Source organism: Methylobacterium sp. P1-11 (assembly GCF_008329595.1).
Classification (GTDB): domain Bacteria; phylum Pseudomonadota; class Alphaproteobacteria; order Rhizobiales; family Beijerinckiaceae; genus Methylobacterium.
In genome coordinates this window covers 150,786-174,200 of the sequence record NZ_NPKS01000010.1, presented here as the reverse complement: position 1 = coordinate 174,200, position 23,415 = coordinate 150,786, and the positions used below count along the sequence as shown (strand labels likewise).

Sequence of the window (23,415 nt, the reverse complement as noted above, 5' to 3'; positions counted from 1 at the left end):
GGCCCGGTCATTTGGGCTCGGCTGCGCCCGTCGCCCTGTTCAGCAGGGGGTGGCCGCCCCGCGGCGGGCATACATCCACCAGTTCACGACGACGTTGACTGCGAAGAACAGTGCGAGACCGTAGAAGATGACGTTCGGGCCGCCGAACGCTGCGAATGCCCAGGCGAACAGCATGCCGAACGCGAAGGGCCCATAGGCCGCGACCGCGCCGGTGAACCCGATCACGCCACCCGCCTGCCGCGGCGGGAAGATCATCGGCATCTGCTTGAAGGTCGAGGCGTTGCCGATTCCCGCGAAGGCGAACAGGCCGAGCATGGCGCCGACGAAGTAGGGGAAGCTCTCCATCGAGGTCGGAGCGGTGAAGAGTGGCACGAGGGCGGCGCAGGCCACCATGCCGATACCGGCGACCAGGGTGACCTTGGCACCCCCGAAGCGGTCCGAGATCGGACCGGCCACCACGCGCAGGAGCGAGCCGACCAGCGGGCCGAGGAACGCGTAGGTGAGCGGTTCCGGAGCGCCCGGCAGGGTGCCGTAGCACTGCTTGATCAGCAGCGGGAACGTGCCGGCGAGCCCGGAAAACGCGCCGAAGGTCATGATGTAGAGCGAGGTCATCGCCCAGGTGTGGCGGGAGCGGAAGATGTCCAACTGCTCGCGCATGTTGGCCTTTACCGGCACGCTGCGCAGCCCGATCCATGCGGCGAGGGCGAACAGCACGATGAACGGGATATAGACCGCGGCGGCGTTGTGCAGCCAGACTTGGCGCGCGAGGGCGCCCTTGGTCATGGTCTGCGACTCTCCCAGCAGCGTTCCGCCGGCCAACGCGAAGCCGATGACCCACGGCGTGAGGAACTGGACGACGGAGACGCCGAAGTTGCCGATGCCGGCCTGCACCGCCAGGGCCGTGCCCTGCAGCCGTTTGGGGAAGAACAGGCTGGTGGATGGCATGAACGACGAGAAATTGCCGCCGCCGAGCCCGGCCAGGAACGCCAGAACCAGGAGCGCCCAGAAGGGGGTCGTCGGATCCTGGACGGCGTAGAACCAGCCGATCGCGGGCAGAAGCAGCGACAGGCTCGACAGGGTGACGACATGGCGCGTGCCGAACATCGGCGTCAGGAACATGTGCACGAGCCGGAGCGTGCCCCCCGCAAGGCCCGGCATGGCGGCGAGCCAGAAGAGCTGGCCGGTGGTGAGCTTGAACCCGACCGCCGGGAGCGCGACGACGAGCGCCGAGACCATGAACCAGACGATGAACGACATGGTCAGATTGGCGGTGGTGACCCCGAGGGTGCGCCAGGCGAGACGGCTGCCCTCCTCGGCCCAGAAGACCGGGTTCTCGGGCTCCCAGCGCGAGAGCCAGGTGCCGCCCTGCCGTCGGGCGGGGGACAAGGTTTGCGTGCCGGCGGTCATGGCCGTTGCCTTTATGTGCGGAGGATGGAGCCGGGGACGGGCCCCGGCCGGGACGTTCACTCGGCGGGGACGCCGACGGGGGGCCGAAGCCCGACGACCGTGTCGGTCCGGCCCGCGCGCAGCCGCTCGACTTCGGCCCGAAGGGTTTCGAGTTCCGGCAGATCCTTCGGCAGGCGGAGTTCGGGATGGGCCCGCTTCTCGAGGGCGCGCACCGCCGCATGCATCCAGAGGCTGCTCACCGCCACGATGACGAAGAGGAGCATGAAGCAGGAGGTCCAGATCCCGATCAGGTCGTTCAGGAAGCCGAAGGCGATGGGCAGGACGAAGCCGCCCAGGCCGCCGATCAGCCCGACCACGCCGCCCACCGCACCGACTCGGTCGGGATAGTAGACCGGGATGTGCTTGAACACGGCGGCCTTGCCCAGGCTCATGAAGAAGCCGAGGCCGAAGGTAAGGACCGTGAAGGCCACGGGGCCGAGCGCGAGGTCGAAGGCGATCGGCCCGCGGATGCCGCTGACCACGTAGTGGGTGGCCGGGTACGCCAGCAGGAAGGTGCAGGCACAGGAACCCAGGAAGGTCCAGTACATGACCTTGCGGGCGCCATGACGGTCCGACAGGCTGCCGCCGAGGATGCGGAAGAGCGAGCCGGGAATCGAATACGCGGCGGCGAGCCAGCCCGCCGTGACGATGTCAAGCCCGTAGAGACCCGTGTAGTAGCGCGGCAGCCAGAGCGCGAGCGCGACGAAGCCGCCAAAGACGAAGAAGTAGTAAAGCGCGAAGCGCCACACCTGCAAGTTGGCGAGCGGCGCCAGCATGGCCGACAGCGGCTCCGGCTTCACGCCGGACCGACGCCGTTCGGCGAGATCCGGATCGTCTTTGGTGCCGAAGTAGAAGATCAGCGCCATCACGACCAAGCCCATGGCCCAGATCTGCGCAACGGCCTTCCAGCCGAACGCGACCATGACCAGAGGCGCGAGGAACTTCGTCACCGCGGCGCCGACGTTGCCGGCACCGAAAATGCCGAGCGCGGTTCCCTGCTTCTCCTTCGGGAACCACTTGGAGACGTAGGTCACGCCGACGGAGAAGACGCCGCCGGCCAAGCCTACGCCGAGTGCCGCCAGCAGGAACGTCCTGTAGTCATAGGCGTAGGTGAGCAGATAGGTGGCGAGCGCCGCCAGCAGCATCGTCGTGACGGCAACAAGACGGCCGCCGTATTGATCCGCCCATATTCCCAGGATCAGGCGAATCAGAGAGCCGGTCAGGATCGGCGTTCCAATCAGCAGACCGAACTGGGCGTCGCTCAGCGCCAAATCCTTCTTGATCTGGACGCCAATGATGGAAAAGATCGTCCAGACGGCAAAGCAGGTCGTGAAGGCCGACGTCGATAGCCAGAGTGCGCGGCTCTGGTCTGTGCTCGCGGCGATGGTGCGTCCTCGCATGGCGGCGGCTTTCCCCGGTTGCCCGGCCCTGGCGTGGATGGTCAAGGTTGCCGGGACCGTATTGAGCGAGGACAAAGTCGGATTTGATTCAGGTCAAAGGCCGTCCCTCGAAGCTGCGCCGCGGGTCGGTTCGAGGTGGCCCATCTGGGGCGGACACGGGCCCGTCGGCGCCGCGCCGACGGCCGAGACCGCTTTATCGGTCACGCGCTGGGTCTCACCGAACCGCCCGGTGATCACGGCTGCGGCCTTGGCCGTTTGACGCGCAGGTTCCTTCAGGCGCTTGACCTGAATCAAAGGCGGACGTCGCCACCCTCCATATGACGTCGAGGTAGTATGAAACCGATCCCTGCCCCACGCGCAGAGTCGACTTGCGAACCCCAGACAGGGCGCGGGGGCGATCCCATGGCGCGATCGCCGATGCTGTTCCAGCAAACGCTGGAACACGCCGTCCCGGCAGGCACGATGCTCTTCGAACAGGGTGAGATTCCGAGCTTCCAGTTCGTCGTCGTCTCGGGCTCCGTTCAACTTTTCGGACGCTCGCAGGACGGTCGCGAGGTGCTCATCGAGGTTGTCAGAGCCCCGGATCTGCTCATTCCCGCTGCGGTCATGAACAACTCGCCGTACCTGATGCAGGGGCGCGTTCCGGAGCCGACGCGCTTCCTTCTCATACCGGCAGATGCGTTCCGTGATGCGGTCGACCAGGATCGGCAACTCGCAAACGCCGTTCTTGCAACAATCGCCGAGCAGTTCCGCCGGATGGTGCGCCAGACCAAAAACCTGAAGCTGCGCTCCGCGGCCGAACGCGTAGGCTGCTACATCCTCGTCCTTTCGGAACGACAGGGCACACCGGACCGCGCGATCCTGCCCTACGAGAAGCATATGATCGCTTCCGAACTCGGCATGACGCGGGAATCGTTCTCGCGAGCTTTGAAAGCCCTGGCGAAGGCCGGAATTGTGGTGACAGGCCAGGAGGTCGTCATCCACGATCGCGCGCGGCTCGCCGCGATCGCCCTGCCGGATCCCATGATCGATCCGCCCTATCCCGACGAGAACGGGCCCCGGATGTCGGCTCTGATAGAGCGGCTGAGAGGGAAGGACATCCTGACGGTCTGAGACTGCCGGTGGAAGCCTGCCGGGAGCCTGACCATACGGCTGTTGTCATTGATCACATTGCACCCGCCTCGCTCGCGTACACCGCCGCTTTTCGTTCGATGAAGACGCGTGCACTCGGGACAGGTTCATAGGGAGACCAGGTGGCGGCTCTGGGCTCTGGTTGCCTTCGAACGGAGCATCCTCCGCTTCCCGACGCATGCGGGCCGCGATGACGGCTGGGCACACGTTCGGTTATTGCAATCGGAATCGGCCACGTCTTCCGTCCCTGTGAGTGCTGGCGAAGCAGAGCAAGCTATGGGACGCGCGGCAGCCGAGCGCGCCGAGCCGTCCGGATCATCGCGGAGGGCGCTCGTCGGTCGAGCAGCAGGCAATCGGGCACGGGATCCAGCACACAAGTGTAGGAACCGCGCTGGACCGTAATCGGCCTGTCATTCAACGTCTCGATCGGCGACCGCGACAATGGACCGAACGGCACCGCCGCGATCATCGTGCCGCTGCCGACCCACGGCTGAACAGACGCGCAGACAGCTCGCTTCAGCCACGCTTTGCAGAAATCTCGGTCCGGCGGATCTCGCCGTCTTGAAGTCCGAGCGCAGCAGGGGTCCCGAACCAACCCCTGCGGACACGGCACCCGATCTGTCGTCTTGGGTCACATCGTATCAAACCCTAAAGCCAAGCAGCGTTCTTTGCGCTGGATCAAGGTTGTAGCTGCGCGCTTCCAGCAGGTTCCGTCGTAGATCTCGCCGCCGGCCCGAAGGACCGCTCATGTCGATCGCCAGCATCATGGTCTCTCTTGACCTTGCAGAGGCCGCCTCCAGCCGCGTTCGCGTGGCGGCCAGCCTCGCCGAACGCTTCCAAGCGACGCTCACGGGCATTGCGGCCGGCAAGGTTGCGGTCCCCGCCCTCTTCGGCGACATCGCGGTCGAGCAGTCGGTTTACGACGAAGACACCGCGCGGCTGTGCGCGGAGCTTGCGAGCGCGAAGGCGGTCTTCGAACGCGGTGCAGACCGCGCGCCACGGACCGGATGGCGGCAGGCGGATGCACTCCCGGAGGCCTTTCTGGTCAGCCAAGCACGGGGCGCCGATCTCATCATCGTCGGTCGTGGTCCCGGCGGAGGCGTCGCGGATCGGTTTGCGGCGGCTCCCGACGCCGTCTTGATGCAGGCCGGACGGCCGATCCTGCTGGTCCCGCCGGACGTCGAGCGGTTGAAAGCCGCTCGCATCGTGGTGGCCTGGAAGGATTGCATGGAGGCACGCCGTGCGGTCACCGCCGCCCTGCCCTTCGTGGACTCGGCGGATCAAGTCTTCGTCGTGAGTGGCGGCAGCGACGCCCGCCTCCAAGGTGCGGAGGATGTCGCCGAGTTGCTGGCCCGGCACGGCGCGCATGTCACGACGCATCTGATCAATGCGGCTACCGGCGATATTGCTGACGAGATCCTGCGCTTCGCCAATCATCAGGATGCGGACCTGATCGTCATGGGTGGGTACGGCCATTCCCAGCTTCGCGAACGGCTGCTCGGTGGCATGACCCGCGACATGCTGCGGCGATCGCCGCTTTGCTGCCTGATGGCCCATTGAAGCGCGTCGCGAGAGCGGCGGACCGATCGATCCCGGTCACGGTCGGCAGGTCACGCGAGTTGCCTGCGGAGTGTTCGGGATCGTCGATGCCGACCGACGCGAATCGAACCCGCGCAACAAGGATCCGGAGGCTGCGAAATTGGCGCTGATCGTTACCGTCCGCCCGAATTTCGGCGCAACACCGTTGCGAAGCCGCACACTTGCGTGGCCGGTCTCGTGAATGCGATGACCCGTCTGGAACGGACCCTCAACGCCGCGCGCGCGTTCACGTCAGCTCGCCGCCAAGCGTTCGAGCCGGGCCGCATCGAGCAAACGCACGCCGCCCGGAACAAGCAGGATGCTGTGGGCCCGGTCGAGCCGCGACAACATGCGGCTGACGGTTTCGATGGTCAGCCCGAGGTAATCTGCCATGTCCTGACGGCCCATCGGCAACTCGACGGTGACGGAGTTGTGCCCGATGCGCGCGAACCGATCCCGCAGGGACAGGAGGAAGGATGCAACCTTCTCCTCCGCCGTCCGCCGTCCCAGCAGCAGCATCTGGTCCTGGGCGAGCGTCAGCTCGTACCGGACGCGGGCGTGGAGGCTCTTCAACAGATGCGGCTTCGCCTCGGTGATGGCGGCGAAGTCCTCGCGACCGAAGCGGCAGGTTTTGACTTGGCCGAGCGCCTCCGCAGAGACCGAGTGGCGTTCCTGCAGAGCCAATCCCAAGAAATCTCCCGGCAGAGCGAAGCCCATGACCTGCCGCCTGCCATCGGGCAGCAGTCGCGTGAGCCTCAGGCATCCCTCGATGACGTTGAAGACGGCGCTTGCCGGCTCGTCCTGGCCGAAGAGGGTTTGGCCCTTGTCGAGCGTCAGATGCTGGCTGAGTCCTTCCAGCTGCTCCAGTTCGACCAGGGAAAGCACGGAGCACACGCTGATCGGGCGCACTTTGCAGTCGCCACATCCATTGTCCGAACGCCTGTGATGGCAGACATGCGCGTTTCTCTCGCACGCCCCGGTGTCAACCAGCATGTCGACTCCTCGCGAAATCGGGACGCATCTCCGGGCATATCCCGTCGTCCCGGCCCGTCCGCAAAATGGATCGAGGCTGCTGCCGTGCATTGATCCAACGCAAAGGGCCCGACTCCGCTCATCAACGGGCCCGCGTTTGAATCCGGATCGAGCCGGCCAGTCAGGTGAACTGACCCGCCTCGACCTGCAGGCAGATGTCCCGAAGTTCCGTCGACACCACGCGTGCTTGCCGGAGAGGCTACCCGGCCGACGGTCTCATTGTTTTCAGCATCCTCCTGCCGTGGCGAAGCGAGGGGTGTCGGAGCCACGCGAAGGGGCGGACCAGCTCGGCTGGTTGTTTCACACCTTGGATGGTTTGGAGCGCGATCCCGGCAGTCCGTGCGGCCGCAAAACCATCGCTTCAGCGACATCGATCAGCGAGCACCTCACCATCCGGCATGACCATCGCTCATCCCAAAACTTCGAGACTATTTATCGCCCTACCATCAGATCCAAATATTCTTGTTCGACATATTGCGGCGTATCGCGACCGTCGGCCGACGGGTCACTCAGGTGCCGCGTCGGGCTCGTCGGCAGCCATGCCCTTCAGAAGCGCAGCTGCATCCGGGCTGTTCCGGCATGCGAGACGAAGTGGTCTCCGACCTGGCCCTGATACTCACCGGTGACCTCGATGCCGCCGCCGAGGCTGATCTGGAAGCCCAGGCCCATCTCACCGAGGCGATCGGGGATCGCCGATTCCGTGGCGAACAAGCCGAGCGCACCGGTGCCCTGGAAACTCGCCTTGCCGGTGAAATGGTCGTCCGAGAGGAGCGTCACGCCGAAGGTGCCGTAGGGCCGGATCCAGCGGCCCTCGTCGAGGTCGATCCGGCCGCCGATCTCCAGCATCGGGCTGAACGCCACCAGCGTCTTGGCAACCGGCCGCATGTCGAGGTTGAAACCGGGGGCGCCGGTCTCTGAATAGGCGGGGCTGTAGCTGTAGAGCAGGTCCAGATCCGCGTAGGGCTTGAGGTACCAGTCCCCGAACAGAACCTGATAGCTGGCTCTCATCCGGCCGCCCGCGGTGAGAATTCCGGACTTGCTGCGCGCCGTTGCGGTCGCGCCGCCAAAGTCGATCAGGCGCTTGTTGTCGGCCCAGGAATAGCCGAGGTTGGCGGATGCCGCGAAGAGCCAGGGGCCGATCTGGTGCTTGAGCGCCGCTGAGACATCGGCGGCATCGCTGGTCGTCCCGGTGATCCGGTCGGGGTCGCTCTGGAGGGCGCGGGTATAGGCTCCGGTGAGGCCGAAGAACCAGTCCGGCGCGAACTCGGTCTGCAGTCCGCTCTGGTAGCTGAGGGCGGTCTGACGGTAGCCGCCATCATCCGCGGTCGCCGACTGGGTCGTGCGAGCGCTGGTGATCCGACCCCAGACGCACTCGCCCTCGCGGAGGAGCGTGCCGGTGCCGGTGAAGGCCGGACAACTCATGGCGCGCTGGAGGCCCTTTCGGGTGTCGAGCGTCCGGTCGGTCAGGATGTCCTGGTTGGATTCAGGCTTCAACTCGTCCAGGGCAGCCGCATAGGCCTTCTGGCTGTCGACCGAGAGGAAGCGCGCGTAGAGGGTGCCCAGCTTGGTGGTGTTCCCGTCCCAGGCATCCTGCAGGCCCTGCGCGACGTTGCGTTGATCCGAGGTGAGCGTCACGCCCACCGGCGCCGTGAAATGGGCCTGCGGCACCAGAGCGATGCTGTCCCCTGTCGCGACGATCGACCAGGAAATCGGGATCGCCCCCGAATGGATGCTGCCCCCGGTGGCGACGGCGCTGGCATTCACGACCTGACCGGCTCTGAGGAAAGTGTAGCGGCCGGGCGAGAGGCCGTCGATCAAATGCGGCTCGATCACGCCCTTCAGCGAGGCGGTGCCGGTGACGGTCAGCAGATCGTTGCGCAGGGCGGAGTCTGGCGCCAGGGGTGCGATGTCGACGAGCAGACGGCCATATTCCGTCTGCTCGAAATTGCCGGTCACCGTCGCGCGCGCAACGGTGCCGACGCCGCCGATGTCGAGGATGGCGCTGTTGCGCAGGCGGCCGCCGGCTCCCAGCGCGACCACGCCTTCGGGCCCGGTACGCAGGATCGCCGACGTCGAACCGGCGTTGTAGGGACCACCGTTGTTGAAGACGACGCTTCCCGTCTGGCCGCCAGTCAGGTCCACGTCGCCGACCACGGTCCCATGGTTGTTGATCTCGCCGGCCGTGAACGCACCGACGATGGCACGACCGGAGGCCGCGCTGACCACGGCGCGCGCATCGATATCGATCGTGTTGTAGCGTCCCCCGTCGATGCGGATCGCCGCTCCGGTGCCGCTGCCGCCTGTGACAAGGCCGTTCACCCGGACGGTGATCGTGCCGCCCCGCTCCCGGTCGGGCTCGAGGCTGCCGTCGGTGCGCTGGACTCCGGACTGGGCGAAGATCGCGTTCGCGTCGAGACCTGAGGCGATGATCGATCCGGACGACTCGATGGTGATGTCACCGCCTTTGCCCGTGGAGCCGAGGCGGCTCTGGCCTGAAGCGGCAGTGGCTGCGGCGGCCGGATCGAGGAGCAGGCCGCCGCCTGCGCCGAGGCTCTGGGCCAGGATTCCATGGGATTGGGTGCCCGTCGTGCGGATCGCCGCGCCGTCGTCCAGCGTCACGCGGATGGCCCCGCCATCGCCGTTTGACCCGTCGCGAAGCACATAGGGGACGGCGTAGCCCATCACCTGATGCGCACCACCGTATCCGCCACCGCCGCCGATGGATTGCAGCAACAGAGCCGGCGCCGCGTCGCCTGCGGTGAAGACTTGCGCGCCCGCGGTCAGGCTCACTGTGACCGGGCCGCCATTCCCTGAAGCGCCGCCGGCGCCACCGATCCCGAACGTATATCGGTGGCCGCCCGGCCCGGCTGCAACGGAGGCGAGTCCGCCGCCGCCGCCGATGCTCTGGGCCAGCATGCCCACGGCCCCGAACCCGGTCGTCGTGATCGAACCGGATTGCACGATTGTCACGTCGCCGCCATTGCCCGCCATGCGTCCGGAGCCGCCGAGCGTCAGGCTGCCGGATTTCTTCGACACACCGGTCGGATCCTCAGGAGGAGCGATCCGCTCGATATCGAGTGCGCCCAGCAGGGCGTCCGCCAACGCCTGGGCGTCGCTCTTGGTATCCTTCTTGGCCTGCCCCGTCCCGGCGGCCGCACCCCCGTCCTGCGCGGAGGGCGAGGCGGGCTCGGCCTCGGCCATGGCGGCCGACGGCGCGGAGAAGCTTCCCCCGCCGCCGCCGATGCTCTGCGCGACCACGGCATGCGCCTCGGTGCCCGTGGTGGTCACCGTTCCGCGGTTCTCGACCCGAACCGATCCGCCATTCGCCCCAGCCCCCCCGGACCCGCCGACGGTCAGGTTCAGGGTCAGGCCCTTGTTCGTGTCGCTGCTGGCGATGGTGGCGGCGACCCCGTTGCCGCCGCCGCCGCCGATGCTCTGCGCGTACAGGCCGTAGGCGGCATCCTCCACGGTCGCGACGCTGCCGGTGTTCTGGATCTCGACCGCGCCGCCGGTATTGCCGCTGCCGCCCACGCCGCCGAGCGTCGCCGACAAGTTGGTCCGGTTGGTCGCCTCCGCGAAGGCGAGGCCCCCCTGGCCGCCGCCGCCGCCAATGCTCTGCGCCATGATGCCGTGCGAGCCGATGCCCCGCGTCGTGATGGTGCCGGCATTCTCGATGGTGACGGTGCCGCCGCTCCCGCCCTGAGCCCCGTCGCCGCCGAGCGCCAGGGTCGCCGAGACGTCCGGCAGCTTGGCGGCGCCCTTCTTCTGCGCGTCGAGATAGCTCGAGACGCTGCCGCTGTAGGATTTGAGCGCCTTGCCGAAATCCGAATTCTTGAGCTTGTCGGCCAGATTCTTGTACGTATCGCTGCTCTTGATGTCCTTCACGAATTGATCAAGAGCTTGCTTGTCTTCCTTGTTACTCTTGTCCTTCGCCCACTTCTCGTATTCGGCGGCACCGATCGTATCCTTGATCTGGCGCCATATCGTGCCGATCGTGTCGGGGTCGGTATCGTCGCGCGCCGCGATGCTGCCGCCCATGCCGCCGCCGCCGCCGATGCTCTGGGCGACGATGCCGTGCGATCCGTCGCCCCCGGTCTTGATCACGCCGGCGGCGGCATTGGACACGGCCACGTTCCCGCCGCTGCCGCCGACGCCCCCTGTTCCGCCGAGCGTGAGGCTGACGGCGAGCTTGCCCACGGCCGATCCGGACACGTTGCCACCATTGCCGCCGCCGCCGCCGATGCTCTGCGCCTCGATGCCGTGGGCATTCGATCCGCCGGTTGTGATCGCGCCCCGGTTCGTGACCGTGACCAGGCCGCCGCGGTTGCCGTTGCCCGTCCCGCCCCCGATCGTCTCCGTGACCGCGAGCGAGTCGGCGATTGGCAGCTTGCCGATGAGGCCGTTCAGGGTCTTGTCGAAGGAGAAACCAGTGGCCGCGAGGGTTGAGGCATTGCCGCCGTTGCCGCCGCCGCCGCCGACGCTCTGGGCGAGGATGGCGGCGGCATAGGCGCCCCCCGTGGTGATGCTGCCGGCCTGCGAGACCGTCACCGCGCCGCCGACCCCGCCGCCGCCCGCGGTCCCGCCGATACCCCGCGACACGGTGATATTCTGGCGCAGGCTCACGCTGTTGCTGGTCGCGGTGGCGCCGCCACCATTGCCGCCGCCTCCGCCGATGCTCTGAGCCTCGATGCCGATGGCGCCGTCCCCCGATGTGCGGACCACATCGCTATTCTCGGCCGTCACGGTGCCGCCGTTGCCGCCGCCGCCGCCCCTGCCGCCGAGCGTCGAGGATGCGGATACGGCCGTCTGGCCGGGCGGCGCGACTGCCAGCGCGTAGGCGGCCGCATCGCCGCCGATACCGCCGCCACCGCCGACACTGAGGGCGAGAAGACCGACGGCAGAGTCACCGTAGGTGGTGACCGAACCGGAATTGAGGATGCCCGCCGCGCCGCCGTTGCCGCCCGAACCGCCCGAGCCGCCGATCGCGGTGGAGAAGGCGAAGCTCGGCAGCGCCGTACCGCTCGGCGTGACGAAGGGTGCCGTGATGGCCTTTGCACTGGCGAGGCCACCGACTCCGCCGCCGCCGCCGATACTGAGGACGGACAGGCCGTTCGCCCCGAAACCCGAGGTCGTCACGGTCGTGCTGCTGTCGATCCGAGCCTCGCCGCCGTTTCCGCCCAGGCCGCCGCGCCCCCCGATCGCCCAGGAGGCCGAGAGTACGACCCCGGCCGCAACGCTCTTGACGTCGCCGCCCACGCCGCCGCCGCCGCCGACGCTCTGAACCAACACAGCCGTCGACCCAGCGCCGCTCGTCTCGATCGCGCCAGATCTGCCGGTGAAGCGGGCAAGACCGCCATCGCCGCCGCCGCCACCGCTCCCGCCCAGACCCACAGAGAAGAATGCTCCAGCCGGGAGGGCGCCGCCGCCGCTGCCGCCGCTGCCGCCGATGCTCTGCGCCAGAGCGCCGAAAGCCGTGTCGCCCTCGGTCGTAATCCGGCCGCCTTCGTTGATGATTGCAGCAGCGCCGCCTGCGCCGCCGGTACCGCCGGTGCCACCGCTGCCGAACCAGTACGACAAGCCGCCGGCTCCGCCACCGGTGGTCTTGGGCGCCACATCGAGGGCCGAGACCGGCAGGGCCGAGAGGGCGCTGCCGCCGCCGATGCTCTGCGCGACAAGTCCGCTTGCCCCTGTGCCGGAAGTCGTCACGGTGCCGCCGTTGATCACCGTGACCGAACCGCCCGCGGCGGCAGCGCCGCCGGTGCCGCCGCCGAAGACGCTGCCGCCCCCCTTGCCGCCCGGCCCGCCAACGGATTGCGCGACGAGGCCCAGGGCGTAATCGCCCTCGGTGACGATCGTGCCGCGCTGGGTCACGGTGACCGCACCGCCGTCTCCGCCCCGCGCACCCGGCCGGCCGCCGGCATCGGGCTGGCTCCCACCGTCTCCGCCGATGCTCTGGACCAGCGCGCCGAGGGCATAGTCGCCAGCGGTCCTGATCGTGCCGGATGTGTGGAGTTGCGCCGTGCCGCCCGCGCCACCCGCCGTCACGAAGGGGTTGCTGTAGAATGTGCCGCTGCCGCGAACGGAGCCTGCGCCGCCGAGGGATTCGACGATCACCGCGGTCGCGCCGGTGCCGTCGGTGACGACCTGCCCGGATCGCGTCACGGTGAGCGCGGCGGTGCCGCCGGCGCCGCCGGTCCGCGACGCAGTCTGGTCCGCGTCGGTTCCGCCGCCGCCAGCGGCACCGCCGGCCGCGCTCACCCGCACGCCCAGGAAGGCCTGTCCCTCCGTGGAGATCCTGGAAGACAGAACCAGGCTGGCCGACCCGGCATCGCCGCCACCGCCGACATCGTGCTGTCCGTCGCCCCCGCGGCCGCCATAGGAATAGACCCAGAACCGGGGGATCGGCCGAAATTGGAGCTGGGCGCTGCGGTTGCGCGTGGTGTAGCTGACCTGCTCGCCCTGCCCGGAGACATCCTCCTCCAGCGTCACCGCGACGGCTCCGCCACCTCCCCCTCGGGCGCCGGGGACGGAGGCCAGCCCGATGACCGCATCGCCCCGACCTCCAGTCCCGCCCACCGACCCGATCCGAATCGTCGCGGCAGGGTCGTTGCCGGCGGCCGCGGCATCAACACCGATCAAGGACAGGTCACCGCCGGTCGCGCCGGGCGTCGCGGCGATGTTCGAAGAGAACACGTTGGCTTTCCCATCCCGGCCGTTTGCACCGGTCACCACCTGGGGCTCGGGCCGCTCGGCGGCGCGCACGGGCACGTCAACGATTAACACCAGGGTGGTGATGGCCGCGACCAGAAGCCGTCCGCCCTTGCGAACCTTCTGGTCACGGGTCGGGACACATGGCTGACTTGGAAAGCACGGCATCTAAAAAGGGTCTCTTTGCGCGCTTCGACCCGGGCATGCACGCGGCTCTCAGCGAGCACGTCAGGATCGTCGGCGCCTGGGCGCGGGGCGGCGAGATCACACACCGTGCTGTAAATTTTCTTTTAGGATGGTTAATGAACCCTTTATGACGAGAATGCCCCACGATGATCGCGCAGTTATTTTTTAATCTGGCATAAACACGATCATAGAAGCAGTATATTGTCAGCATTAGGTTTTACATGGCGACACGCCTTGCATGAAACCCGCGAACGCCACGTCCGTTTATTGTTTTCGATACCGGCGGATTCCATCCGCACACCGTCGTTGGGGCAGGTTCCGTACTCCTCGATATTGATGCCAAGACGCTGACTTCGACGGGGCCCATCCGTACGTGCGCGGGCGCCTGTATTCGTGACGAAGCTCCCTGCGGCTGCGTGCCCCGCGGACTCGCGCTCACACCCGAAGGCGAGCCTCTTCTGGTGGCGCGGCCGGACGGAACCTTCATTCTCCCCGTCCTCGGCACCTCCGGCGTCCCGCGCCTGCCGGTTCATGTGCGCATCGATCGCCGAACGGGCCGGTCGAGCAGAGCACCCGACCCAGCCGCCCGCTCTCGACCTGATGCGGATGGCGTGACCGTTGCACCCCCGGTCCTGCGTCTGCAAAGAGCCCACCCGACACATCTCCAGACGCGTCGCGGCGGATCGCGGCCGAGGGAGGATCATGACGGACCAATCCACAGAGGTGTCGGCAATGGGCCGCGGACGTCGTCGATGAAGGCGACGGAGTACGGCGATCGCGTAGGCGCGATCTGCCAAGCCCTGCGCCGGGCCATCGTCGAGCGGGCGCTCGCCCCCGGCGACCGCCTCCCGGAGGACGCCCTCGGCGAGCGGTTCGGGGTGAGCCGCACCATTGCCCGGCAGGCCCTGCTGCGGCTGGCCGGCGAAGGCCTGGTCGACCTGCGCCGCAACCGCATCGCCGTCGTGGCGACGCCGAGCTGGGAGGAGGCGCGCGACACGTTCGACGTGCGCCTCGGCCTGGAGCGGCTGGTGGTGCGCCGCCTCGCCGGGCAGCTCAGCCCGGAGCAGCGCCAGGGGCTGCTGGACCAGATCGCCCGCGAGGAGGCCGCCCGGGGCGGGCCCGAGGCGCTGTCGATCCGCCTCGCCACGGAATTCCACCTGATGCTCGCCGAGATGACCGGCAGCGCCGTGCTGACCCGTTACGTCGCCGAACTCGGCTATCGCTGCGCCCTGATCCTGTCCCTCTACAGCCGCCCGCACTCCTCGGATTGCGCCGTGAGCGAGCACCGCGACATCGTCGCCGCCCTTGTGGCGGGCGATGCCGGGCGCGCCGCCGCGCTCATGGACCACCACCTCGACGCGGTCGCCGAGCGGGCGCGCATCGTGCCCCCGACCCCGCGCGAGCGCGATCTCGGACGCCTGCTGGCGCCCTACGTCGCGGGCGGCGGGGCCTGACTCCGCCGCATCAGGCCGTGAGGCCGTGCTGGGTCAGCAGCCGCTCGGCGCTGTCGTTCCAGACCTCCATGCCGACGATCAGCCCGTCGCGCACGGTGAAGCGGTCGACGTAGCGGTTGCCCTCGAACGGCGTGCCGTCCGGCCACGCGCCGTACAGGGTGCCGAGGCTGTAGACCGTGGTGACGCCGTCGCCCGGCACCACGTCCAGCCGCTCCATCCGCTTCTTCACCCAGGCGTAGCGGCCGGCATTGAAGGCCGTGACCTCGGACGGATGGTTGAAGACCCGCGCGCCGGTGAACACGATCCGGGTGCCCGGCGCCATGTAGCGGGCGGCCGTCTCGGGATCCGGCACCATCGAGGCCTCGAGATAGGCGGTGACGTTAGCGGCGTCGCGCGCGGTTGCCGCGCTGGGGTTCACATCGGTCATGGCAGGCCTCCTGTCGGCCCTAACGTGCCGCAAAAGCGCGGACCGTGCATGCAGGAAGTGTATGCACTTTGACACGCGATTGAGCACAGAATGCCTCGGAAGGTGCACGCATGCGGCACCGGGGGTGGCAGGGCATCGGGATCTCGGTGGCATGGAGGTTGCGGTCGGATGGGGCGCCCCGCCCTCGGAGACACGCCATGGCCTCCTTCCTGCCCCCGACCCTGCGCCGCTTCGCGGTGACGACGAGCGCCCTGCTCGGCCTCGCGGTCTCGACCGCGCAGGCGGCCGACACCGTCAAGATCGGCCTCGTGACCGCCCTGAGCGGCCAGTCCGCGAAATCCGGCGAGGCGATCTCCCGCGGGATCGGGCTCGCCATCGACGAGATCAACGCCAAGGGCGGCGTCCTCGGACGGCCCCTCGAACTGGTGGCCCGCGACGATGAGGCCAACCCGTCCAAGGGCGTGCTGGCGACCCGCGAGCTGATCCAGCGGGTCGGCGTCGTCGCGGTGGTCGGCGGCCTCGACACGCCGGTCTCGATGGCGATCGTGCCGATCGCCAACCAGATGAAGGTGCCGTTCATCGGCCCCTGGGCGGCCGGCACCGGCATCACCCGCAACGGCGCCGCCGACAATTACGCCTTCCGGGTCTCCGCGGTTGACGCCCTCGTCGACGAGGCGCTGGTCGCCTACGCGGTGAAGACCTACGGGGCGAAGAAGCCCGGCATGATCCTCGTCAACAACGCCTGGGGCGAGTCGAACCAGAAGGGCCTCAAGGACGCCCTCCAGGCGGCCAACCTCCCGGCGGCGGGCATCGAGAAGTACGAGGCCAACGACGTCGACATGGTGCCCCAGCTGTCCCGGCTGAAGGAGGCCGGGGCCGACGCGCTGTTCCTCGTCGGCAATGTCGGGCCCTCCGCCCAGGTGGTGAAGTCCCTCGACCGGATGGGCTGGTCGGTGCCGGTCGTCTCGCACTGGGGTCCCGCGGGCGGGCGCTTCGACGAGCTCGCCGGCCCGAGCGCCGGCAAGGTCCACTTCATCCAGACCTTCACCTTCGCGGGCAACACCTCGCCGAAGGCGAGCGCGGTGCTCGACGCGCTCAAGGCCAAGTACCCGGCGATCAAGTCGATGGCCGACGTCACCCCCGCCGTCGGCATCGCCAACGCCTACGACGCGACCCACCTGCTGGCGCTCGCCATCCAGGCCGCCGGCTCGACCGAGGGCGCGAAGGTCCGCGACGGGTTCTACAAGATCGGCACCTATCCGGGCCTGATCAAAACCTACGAGAAGCCCTTCGCCCCCGGCCAGCACGACGCGCTCGGCCCGAACGACTACGTGTTCACCCGCTTCAAGGACGGTGAGATCGTCGCGGTGACCAACTGAGCTCGGCGATGCTGACCTCCATCCTCGTCAGCGGCCTCGGCCTCGGCAGCATGTACGGGCTCGTGGCCCTGGGCTTCCACGTGACCTACGCGGTGTCGGGGACCGTGAACTTCGCGCAGGGGAGCGTCGTCACCCTGGGGGCGGTCCTGGCCTACGCGCTCGGCGTCACCCTCGGCTGGCCGATGCCGGCCGCGATCGTCCTGGCGCTCGCCGGCTGCGCCCTGTTCGGCCTCCTGGTCGAGCGGGCGCTGGTCCGCCCGTTCGTGGCGCGCGGCTCGGACGCGTGGCTGCTCGCGACGGTGGCGGGCGGCATCGTCCTCGACAACACCGTGCTGTTCACCTTCGGCAAGGAGCCGCGCAGCCTGCCCTCGCCGCTGGCGACCAAGCCGGTGGAGATCCTCGGGACCGGCATCTACCCGCTGCAGCTCGTGATCCCGGTGGTCGGGATCGCGCTCGCCTTCGCGATCCGCACGGTGTTCCGCCGGACCGATCTCGGCCGCGTCCTGCTCGCCGTGGCGCAGAACGCCGACGCCGCCCGCCTGATGGGGATCGACGTGCGCCGCACCGTGGCCTGCGCCTTCGCGCTCTCGGCGGTGCTGGCCGGCATCGCCGGCCTGCTGATCGCGCCGCTCTTCTCGGTCTCGGCCGAACTCGGCACGCTGTTCGGCCTCAAGGCCTTCGCGGTGGCGATCCTCGGCGGCATCGGCTCTGCCACCGGGGTGATCCTGGCGGGGCTGCTCTACGGCCTCGTCGAGGCCGGCGTCACCGCGACCCTCGGCTCGACCTACACGCAGCTCGTGGTGTTCTCGGTGATTATCCTGGCCCTCACCCTGCGCCCCGACGGCCTGCTCGGCCGCGCCGCGGTCAACAAGGTCTGACGCGATGCCGTACCTGCGCTCGGCCCCGGCGATGCGGCTCGGCATCGCCGGGCTCACCGCCGCCGCGCTCGGCCTCGTCGCGCTGACCGCCGGCTACAGCCACTTCGTGATCGCCCTCGTGGCGCTGACCACGGTGGCCGGTGTCGGCCTCAACGTGCTCCTCGGCCTGACCGGTCTGATCTCCTTCGGCCATGCCGGCTTCTACGCGATCGGCGCCTACGCGAGCGCGATCCTGACGCTCCACGGCGTCAGCTTCTGGCTGGCGCTCCCGGCGGCGGCCCTGGTCGCGGCGCTCGTCGGCGGCCTCGTGGCGGTGCCGGCGATGCGGGTGAAGGGCCCCTACCTCGCCATGCTGACGATCGCCTTCGGCTTCATCGTCGAGCACGGGCTGATCGAGGGCGGCGAGCTGACCGGCGGCCAGAACGGCCTCGTCGTCACCGACGCGCCGAGCCTCCTCGGCGAGCCGGTGAGCGCGGCCGGTCTCGCGGTGCTGGCGGTGCTCGCGGCCGGGGCGAGCCTCGCCGGGTTCGACCTCCTCGCCCGCAGCCGCCTCGGCCGGGCGATGCGCGCCGTGCGCGACGCCGACGTCGCCGCGGCGGCTCTGGGTTTCGATCCGGTCCGGGTGAAGACCCTGGCCTTCGCGATCTCCGCCGCCCTGACCGGCCTCGCGGGGGCAATCCTGCCGCCGCTGATGCTGTTCATCGCGCCGAGCTCGTTCCCGTTCTCGCAGTCGATCCTGTTCGTCCTGTCGGTGATCGTCGGCGGCGCCGGCACGGTGCTCGGCCCGCTCCTCGGGGCCCTCGTCACCGTGCTGCTGCCGGAGGCGCTGTCCGGCCTCGCCGAGTACCGCCTGCTGTTCTTCGGCGTCGCGACCCTGGCGGTGCTGTGGCTGGTGCCCTCGGGGCTGGTCGGCAGCCTCGCCCGCCTGCTGCCCCGCGGCCGGGACGCGCCGGCCGCCGCGGAGAGTGGGGACGCGCCGCTGCCCGGCGCGACGGCGCGCGAGGCCCTCGTCCTCGAGGGGCTCGGCATCCGCTTCGGCGGCATCACGGCGGCCGAGGGCGTCGACCTCACCGCCCGGCCAGCGGCCGTCACCAGCGTGATCGGCCCGAACGGCGCCGGCAAGACCACCCTGCTCAACATGGTCTCGGGCTTCTACCGCCCGAGCGCCGGGACGATCCGGCTCGGCAACCGCGACCTCGCCGGCCGGCCGGCTTACGTCGTCGCCCGGGCCGGCATCGCGCGCACCTACCAGACCACGCGCCTGTTCGGCTCGCTGCCGGTGGTCGACAACGTCGCCCTCGGCCTCGCGCCGGGCCAGCTCTGGCGCCGCGCGCGGGCGCAGGACCGAAAGACGGCCGCGTCGCTCCTCGCCTTCGTCGGCTACCGCGGCGCCCTCGACCGCCCGGCCGCCGAGCTGCCGCATGTCGACCGGCGCCTCGTGGAGATCGCCCGGGCGCTCGCCGGCAGCCCCGCGGTGCTGCTCCTCGACGAGCCCGCCGCCGGCCTGTCGCGGGCCGACACCGACCGGCTGGCCGGCCTGATCCGCCGGATCGCCGACCAGGGCGTCGCGGTGGTGCTGGTCGAGCACGACATGCCGCTGGTGATGGGCATCTCCGACCACATCCTCGTCATGGATGCCGGTCGCCCGATCGCGCGGGGCACGCCCGCCGAGATCCGGCGCGATCCCGCGGTCCTGCGCGCCTATCTCGGCGGCGCCGACACGCCGGCCCGGCCGCGGAGCGCGCCGTGGCAGGGCCCGGCGGACGCGATCCTCTCGGTCCTCGACCTGACCGCCGGCTACGGCGCCGCGCCGGTCCTGGACGGCGTCCATCTCGACGTGCGGCCGGGCGAGACCGTCGCCCTGCTGGGCGCGAACGGCGCCGGCAAGTCCACGGCCATGCGGGCGCTGGCGGGGCTTCTGCGCCCGGTCGCGGGCGCGATCGTGTTCGACGACCGACGCGTCGAGGCGCTGCCGGCGCACCGGATGGCGCGCGGCGGCCTCGTCCTGGTGCCGGAGGGCCGGCAGGTCTTCCCGGAGCTGAGCGTCGTGGAGAACATCCGCCTCGGCGCCTTCGGGCGTGGGACGCCGATCGACCCGGCCGAGGTCGAGCGCCTGCTCGACCGGTTCCCGCGGCTGCGCGACCGCGCGGCGAGCCGGGCGGGCCTGCTCTCCGGCGGCGAGCAGCAGATGCTGGCCATCGCCCGCGGGTTGATGGCGCACCCGCGCATCCTGCTCCTCGACGAGCCGTCGCTCGGCCTCGCCCCGGCGATGATCAACGCCCTCTACGCCACCGTGGCCGAGTTGCGCGACGAGGGCGTCACCATCCTGATCGTCGACCAGATGGCGGCGCTCGCCCTCACGGTCGCCGACCGCGGCTACGTGCTCGAGCAGGGTCGGGTCGTCGCGCGCGGAACGGCCGCGGAGCTGTCGGCGGACAAGGGGCTGGAAGCGGCCTATCTCGGTGCGGCGTAACGGGGGCCACGATGGACACGAATGCCGGACACGGCCGCTACGGCTACAGCGCCCTCCCCGACCGGCCGGTCTACGACTGGCCGGAGGGCAAGCGGTTGGCCGTCTATATCGGGCTGAACCTCGAGACCTTCGCGTTCGGCGAGGGCCTGGGCGCCGAGCTGGCGCCGGGCGGCCCGCAGCCGGACGTGCTCAACTATGCCTGGCGCGACTGGGGCAACCGGGTCGGCGCGTGGCGGATCGCCGAGATGCTGGACGCCCTGGCGATGCCCGCGAGCGTGCTCGTCAACAGCAACCTCTACCGGGACTGCCCCGGGCTGATCGAGGCGTTCCGGGCGCGGGGCGACGAGATCGTCGGCCACGGACGGACCAACGCCGAGCGGCAGGGTACCCTCGACGAGGACGCGGAGCGGGCGCTGATCGCCGAGACGACCGCGGTGATCGCCGCGCAGGAGGGCCGCCCGCCGGCCGGCTGGCTCGGGCCCTGGATCTCGCAGTCGCGGGTGACGCCCGACCTGCTCGCCGAGGCCGGCTACCGCTACCTGCTCGACTGGGACCACGACGACCAGCCGACCTGGTTCGCGACCCGCGACGGCGGCCGGATCCTGGCTGTCCCCTACCCGCAGGAACTCAACGACATCCCGGCGATCGTCGCCCGCAAGGAGACGGGCCGCCAGTTCGCCGACATGATCGTCGACGCCTTCGACGAGATGCTGGAACAGGCGCAGGCCGCGCCCCTGGTCATGGGCCTCGCGCTCCACCCCTACATCGTCGGGCGCCCGCACCGGCTGAGGCCCCTGCGCCGGGCGCTCCACCACATCGCCGACCGCCGCGCCGACATCTGGCTCACCACGGCCGGCGCCATCGCGGACCACATCGTGGCGCAGGAGGCCGGGCCGCGCTGACGCGGTCCGGGTCCAGTCCCAAGTCTGAAGGGCCTCAGAGCACCTGCGACAGGAACCGGCGCGTGCGCTCGTCTCGGGCGGAGGCGAAGAAGGTCGCGGGCGGCCCGTGCTCGACGATCACGCCGCGGTCGGTGAAGTAGATGTGGTCGGCGACGTCGCGGGCGAAGTTCATCTCGTGCGTGACGAGCATGCAGGTCATGCCCTCCTCGGCGAGTTCCCGAATCGTCACCAGCACCTCCTTGACCGTCTCCGGATCGAGGGCGGCGGTGACCTCGTCGAACAGCATCACGTCCGGCCGCATCGCCAGCGAGCGGGCGATGGCCACGCGCTGCTGCTGGCCGCCCGACAATTCGCCCGGATAGGCGTTCTCCTTGCCGGCCAGCCGGACCTTGGCGAGGAGCGCCCGCGCCCGGGCCTCGACCTCGCGCTTCTCCTGCCCGAGGACGTGGATGGGGGCCATCATCACGTTCTGCAGCGCGGTCTTATGCGGGAACAGGTTGTACTGCTGGAACACCATGCCGACCTTGCGGCGCAGCGCCAGCTTGTCGAGCCGCGGATCGGTGACGTCGATCCCCTCGACCTCGATCGAGCCCGCACTCACCGGCACCAGCGCGTTGACGCAGCGGATCAGCGTCGACTTGCCCGAGCCCGACGGGCCGATGATGCACACCACCTCGCCCTTGCGGACGTCGAAGCTGATCCCCTTCAGCACCTCGAACGTCCCGAACGACTTGTGCACGTCGACGACGCGGACGATCGGCTGATCGGGGGTCCAGCTCGGGGACGGGGTGGCGGCCAGGGTCGCGCGCGTCATGGTCTCAGCGGGTCTCGAAGCGGCGTTCCAGGGCGGCGGTGAACCGGTCGATCGGGTAGCAGTAGAGGAAGAAGCAGAGCAGCGCGAAGCCGTAGAGCGGCGCGAACAGCTCGGGGCGGCCGCCCTCGGCGGCGTGCACCTGCGCGGTCAGCGTCAGCATCTCGGTGACGCCGACGATGGAGGCCTGCACGGTCGCCATCGCGATGAGCGAGTAGACGTTCATCCAGGGCGGCAGCATGCGCTTCGCGCACTGGGGCAGGATGATGCGCCACATCGTCTGGCGCCGGGTGAAGGCCAGGGATTCGGCGGCCTCCCACTGGGTGTTGGGCACCGAGCGCACCGCACCGCGGACGATCTCGGCGACGTTGGCCATGACCGGCAGGCTGAAGCCGAAGGTCGCCTTGACCCAGTCGGGCAGCGGCACGCGGACACCGAACACCGTGACCTGGAACGGGACCAGGAACATCACGAAGAACAGCAGGACCAGCCAGGGCACGTTGCGGAAGACCTGCGTGGCGCACCACGCGAGGCCGGGCAGGATCCGCCCCTCCGCCAGCATGGCGAGCCCGAGCCCGATCCCCGCCACCGTCCCGATCGCCATCGCCATCAGCGAGATCGCGACGTTGAAGGCGAAGCCCGTGAGCAGGAGGGGCGCCCACTTGATCACGACCTCCAGCGGCGACAGCGCGGCGGCCCCGCCCTGCGCCCAGGCCGGGACGGCGACGAGGGCGAGGCCGGCCAGCAGCCAGAGATGGGCCGGGCGCAGGCGCGCCGCCGCGCGGTCCTTCGGGAGCGCGAAGGGCAGGAGGACCGGCAGGGCGCCCGGTCGTCCGCCCCGCGGCTCGGCAGCTTTCATCGGCCGTATCCCGGGATCCGCAGGGCGCGCTCCCAGCGGTGCATGATCCAGACGAGCACGCCGACGAGGACCGCGTAGGTCGCCAGCAGCACGAGCATCATCTCCAGGACGTTCTGCGACTCGGACCAGATCTGCTTGACCGCGTACAGGGTCTCCGGGACCGCGATGGCGTAGGCCAGCGTCGTGGTCTTCAGGAGGTTGATCAGGTTGTTGTTCAGGGCCGGCAGGCAGACACGCAGGGCCAGCGGCAGCACGACGTGGCGGTAGGCCTTGAAGCGCGTGTAGCCCAGGGCCTCGGCGGCCTCGATCGTGGTCCGCGGAACCGCCTCGATGCCCGAGCGGAAGATCTCGACGTTGAACGCGCCCGCGAACAGCGACAGCGAGATGATCGCCCACTGGACGTTGTTGAGGATCGGCGCGCGCAGCCCGTCCGCCGTGCGGATGTCCGGCAGCAACGTGCCGAGGCCGAAATAGAAGAAGAAGATCTGCACGAGCGGCGGCGTGTTGCGGAACACCACCACGAACCCGTTGACCAGCGCCCGCAGGACGCGCGACGGGCCGCTCTGCAGGAGCGCACCGACCGCGCCGATGACGAGGCTCACCAGGATCGTGCTGATCCCGAGCAGCAGCGTCATCCGCAGGCCGGCCACGTACCGGTCCCAGTCGTAGGGGTCGTAGAAGACCGTGAAGTTGAACCCCGTGGTCTCGTAGAGATGCTGGAACCACGCCTGGATCGTGGCGATCATCGCGG

Annotated in this window: 16 protein-coding genes and 1 pseudogene; 9 read left to right on the top strand and 8 right to left on the bottom strand. The window is 69.4% G+C overall.

Features of this window, described 5'->3' with window-relative positions; translation table 11 throughout:
• Window positions 1-39: 39 nt before the first annotated feature.
• Together CIW48_RS12710 and CIW48_RS12705 are read right to left on the bottom strand one after the other, a co-directional pair.
• On the bottom strand, window positions 40-1,407 hold the full coding sequence (locus CIW48_RS12710) for a nitrate/nitrite transporter (protein ID WP_149311099.1): 1,368 nt from the start codon (window positions 1,405-1,407) through the stop codon (window positions 40-42).
• Between the two features lie 155 nt (window positions 1,408-1,562).
• Window positions 1,563-2,846, bottom strand: a pseudogene (locus CIW48_RS12705) (nitrate/nitrite transporter); the annotation flags it as partial.
• Here CIW48_RS12705 and CIW48_RS33730 point away from each other — a divergent pair.
• The 4 genes from CIW48_RS33730 (at window position 2,743) to CIW48_RS33230 (ending at window position 5,757) form a co-directional block, all read left to right on the top strand.
• Window positions 2,743-3,105, top strand: coding sequence for a hypothetical protein (locus CIW48_RS33730; RefSeq protein ID WP_207105489.1), 363 nt, complete (start codon window positions 2,743-2,745; stop codon window positions 3,103-3,105). The pseudogene CIW48_RS12705 and the gene CIW48_RS33730 overlap by 104 nt on opposite strands.
• Before the next feature lie 158 nt (window positions 3,106-3,263).
• A complete protein-coding gene (locus tag CIW48_RS12700; RefSeq protein ID WP_246695218.1) occupies window positions 3,264-3,959 on the top strand; it encodes a cyclic nucleotide-binding domain-containing protein in 696 nt (231 codons plus the stop codon).
• Window positions 3,960-4,724: 765 nt separating this feature from the next.
• Window positions 4,725-5,537 (top strand): universal stress protein, encoded by an 813-nt coding sequence (locus tag CIW48_RS12695; protein ID WP_149311096.1) that lies wholly within the window; start codon window positions 4,725-4,727, stop codon window positions 5,535-5,537.
• A 70-nt stretch (window positions 5,538-5,607) separates the two neighbouring features.
• Window positions 5,608-5,757: a hypothetical protein gene (locus CIW48_RS33230; protein ID WP_173009253.1), complete on the top strand. Its 150-nt coding sequence runs from the start codon at window positions 5,608-5,610 to the stop codon at window positions 5,755-5,757.
• 50 nt (window positions 5,758-5,807) lie between these two features.
• On the opposite strand, the gene CIW48_RS12690 is transcribed toward CIW48_RS33230, so the two are convergent.
• The gene (locus CIW48_RS12690; RefSeq protein WP_091781389.1) at window positions 5,808-6,548 is read right to left on the bottom strand and encodes a helix-turn-helix domain-containing protein; all 741 of its coding nucleotides are present in this window, start codon (window positions 6,546-6,548) and stop codon (window positions 5,808-5,810) included.
• A 585-nt stretch (window positions 6,549-7,133) separates the two neighbouring features.
• Window positions 7,134-13,280, bottom strand: a complete 6,147-nt coding sequence (locus CIW48_RS12685) for an autotransporter outer membrane beta-barrel domain-containing protein (protein WP_246695217.1) — start codon at window positions 13,278-13,280, stop codon at window positions 7,134-7,136.
• Between the two features lie 953 nt (window positions 13,281-14,233).
• Here CIW48_RS12685 and CIW48_RS12680 point away from each other — a divergent pair.
• Complete coding sequence (locus CIW48_RS12680; RefSeq protein WP_149311094.1) at window positions 14,234-14,935, top strand: GntR family transcriptional regulator; 702 nt, start codon at window positions 14,234-14,236, stop codon at window positions 14,933-14,935.
• Between the two features lie 10 nt (window positions 14,936-14,945).
• Here CIW48_RS12680 and CIW48_RS12675 read toward each other — a convergent pair whose 3' ends face one another.
• On the bottom strand, window positions 14,946-15,362 hold the full coding sequence (locus CIW48_RS12675) for a nuclear transport factor 2 family protein (protein WP_149311093.1): 417 nt from the start codon (window positions 15,360-15,362) through the stop codon (window positions 14,946-14,948).
• Between the two features lie 197 nt (window positions 15,363-15,559).
• Here CIW48_RS12675 and CIW48_RS12670 point away from each other — a divergent pair, with 197 nt between their 5' ends.
• Genes CIW48_RS12670 through CIW48_RS12655 form a run of 4 tightly spaced genes read left to right on the top strand, consistent with a single transcriptional unit; the run spans window position 15,560 to window position 20,994 of the window.
• Window positions 15,560-16,741, top strand: a complete 1,182-nt coding sequence (locus CIW48_RS12670; protein ID WP_149311092.1) for an ABC transporter substrate-binding protein — start codon at window positions 15,560-15,562, stop codon at window positions 16,739-16,741.
• 8 nt (window positions 16,742-16,749) lie between these two features.
• Window positions 16,750-17,619, top strand: a complete 870-nt coding sequence (locus tag CIW48_RS12665; RefSeq protein WP_149311091.1) for a branched-chain amino acid ABC transporter permease — start codon at window positions 16,750-16,752, stop codon at window positions 17,617-17,619.
• Between the two features lie 4 nt (window positions 17,620-17,623).
• The gene (locus tag CIW48_RS12660) at window positions 17,624-20,092 is read left to right on the top strand and encodes a branched-chain amino acid ABC transporter ATP-binding protein/permease (protein WP_149311090.1); all 2,469 of its coding nucleotides are present in this window, start codon (window positions 17,624-17,626) and stop codon (window positions 20,090-20,092) included.
• A gap of 11 nt (window positions 20,093-20,103) precedes the next feature.
• The gene (locus CIW48_RS12655; RefSeq protein WP_149311089.1) at window positions 20,104-20,994 is read left to right on the top strand and encodes a polysaccharide deacetylase family protein; all 891 of its coding nucleotides are present in this window, start codon (window positions 20,104-20,106) and stop codon (window positions 20,992-20,994) included.
• Between the two features lie 34 nt (window positions 20,995-21,028).
• On the opposite strand, the gene CIW48_RS12650 is transcribed toward CIW48_RS12655, so the two are convergent.
• Genes CIW48_RS12650 through CIW48_RS12640 form a run of 3 tightly spaced genes read right to left on the bottom strand, consistent with a single transcriptional unit; the run spans window position 21,029 to window position 23,410 of the window.
• Window positions 21,029-21,808, bottom strand: coding sequence for an amino acid ABC transporter ATP-binding protein (locus CIW48_RS12650; protein ID WP_091781261.1), 780 nt, complete (start codon window positions 21,806-21,808; stop codon window positions 21,029-21,031).
• Between the two features lie 4 nt (window positions 21,809-21,812).
• Complete coding sequence (locus CIW48_RS12645; RefSeq protein ID WP_149311088.1) at window positions 21,813-22,664, bottom strand: amino acid ABC transporter permease; 852 nt, start codon at window positions 22,662-22,664, stop codon at window positions 21,813-21,815.
• Entirely contained in the window at window positions 22,661-23,410 is a 750-nt protein-coding gene (locus CIW48_RS12640) for an amino acid ABC transporter permease (RefSeq protein WP_149311087.1), read from the bottom strand. Before CIW48_RS12640 ends, CIW48_RS12645 begins: the two co-directional genes overlap by 4 nt.
• Window positions 23,411-23,415 lie beyond the last annotated feature (5 nt).

Coding starts and splice junctions, on each gene's coding strand:
- CIW48_RS12670 (WP_149311092.1), top strand. CDS start 15,560: ATGGCCTCCTTCCTGCCCCCGACCCTGCGCCGCTTCGCGGTGACGACG.
- CIW48_RS33730 (WP_207105489.1), top strand. CDS start 2,743: ATGGAAAAGATCGTCCAGACGGCAAAGCAGGTCGTGAAGGCCGACGTC.
- CIW48_RS12650 (WP_091781261.1), bottom strand. CDS start 21,808: ATGACGCGCGCGACCCTGGCCGCCACCCCGTCCCCGAGCTGGACCCCC.
- CIW48_RS12655 (WP_149311089.1), top strand. CDS start 20,104: ATGGACACGAATGCCGGACACGGCCGCTACGGCTACAGCGCCCTCCCC.
- CIW48_RS12710 (WP_149311099.1), bottom strand. CDS start 1,407: ATGACCGCCGGCACGCAAACCTTGTCCCCCGCCCGACGGCAGGGCGGC.
- CIW48_RS12640 (WP_149311087.1), bottom strand. CDS start 23,410: ATGATCGCCACGATCCAGGCGTGGTTCCAGCATCTCTACGAGACCACG.
- CIW48_RS12680 (WP_149311094.1), top strand. CDS start 14,234: ATGAAGGCGACGGAGTACGGCGATCGCGTAGGCGCGATCTGCCAAGCC.
- CIW48_RS12645 (WP_149311088.1), bottom strand. CDS start 22,664: ATGAAAGCTGCCGAGCCGCGGGGCGGACGACCGGGCGCCCTGCCGGTC.
- CIW48_RS12665 (WP_149311091.1), top strand. CDS start 16,750: ATGCTGACCTCCATCCTCGTCAGCGGCCTCGGCCTCGGCAGCATGTAC.
- CIW48_RS12660 (WP_149311090.1), top strand. CDS start 17,624: ATGCCGTACCTGCGCTCGGCCCCGGCGATGCGGCTCGGCATCGCCGGG.
- CIW48_RS12700 (WP_246695218.1), top strand. CDS start 3,264: ATGCTGTTCCAGCAAACGCTGGAACACGCCGTCCCGGCAGGCACGATG.
- CIW48_RS12695 (WP_149311096.1), top strand. CDS start 4,725: ATGTCGATCGCCAGCATCATGGTCTCTCTTGACCTTGCAGAGGCCGCC.
- CIW48_RS12690 (WP_091781389.1), bottom strand. CDS start 6,548: ATGCTGGTTGACACCGGGGCGTGCGAGAGAAACGCGCATGTCTGCCAT.
- CIW48_RS12675 (WP_149311093.1), bottom strand. CDS start 15,362: ATGACCGATGTGAACCCCAGCGCGGCAACCGCGCGCGACGCCGCTAAC.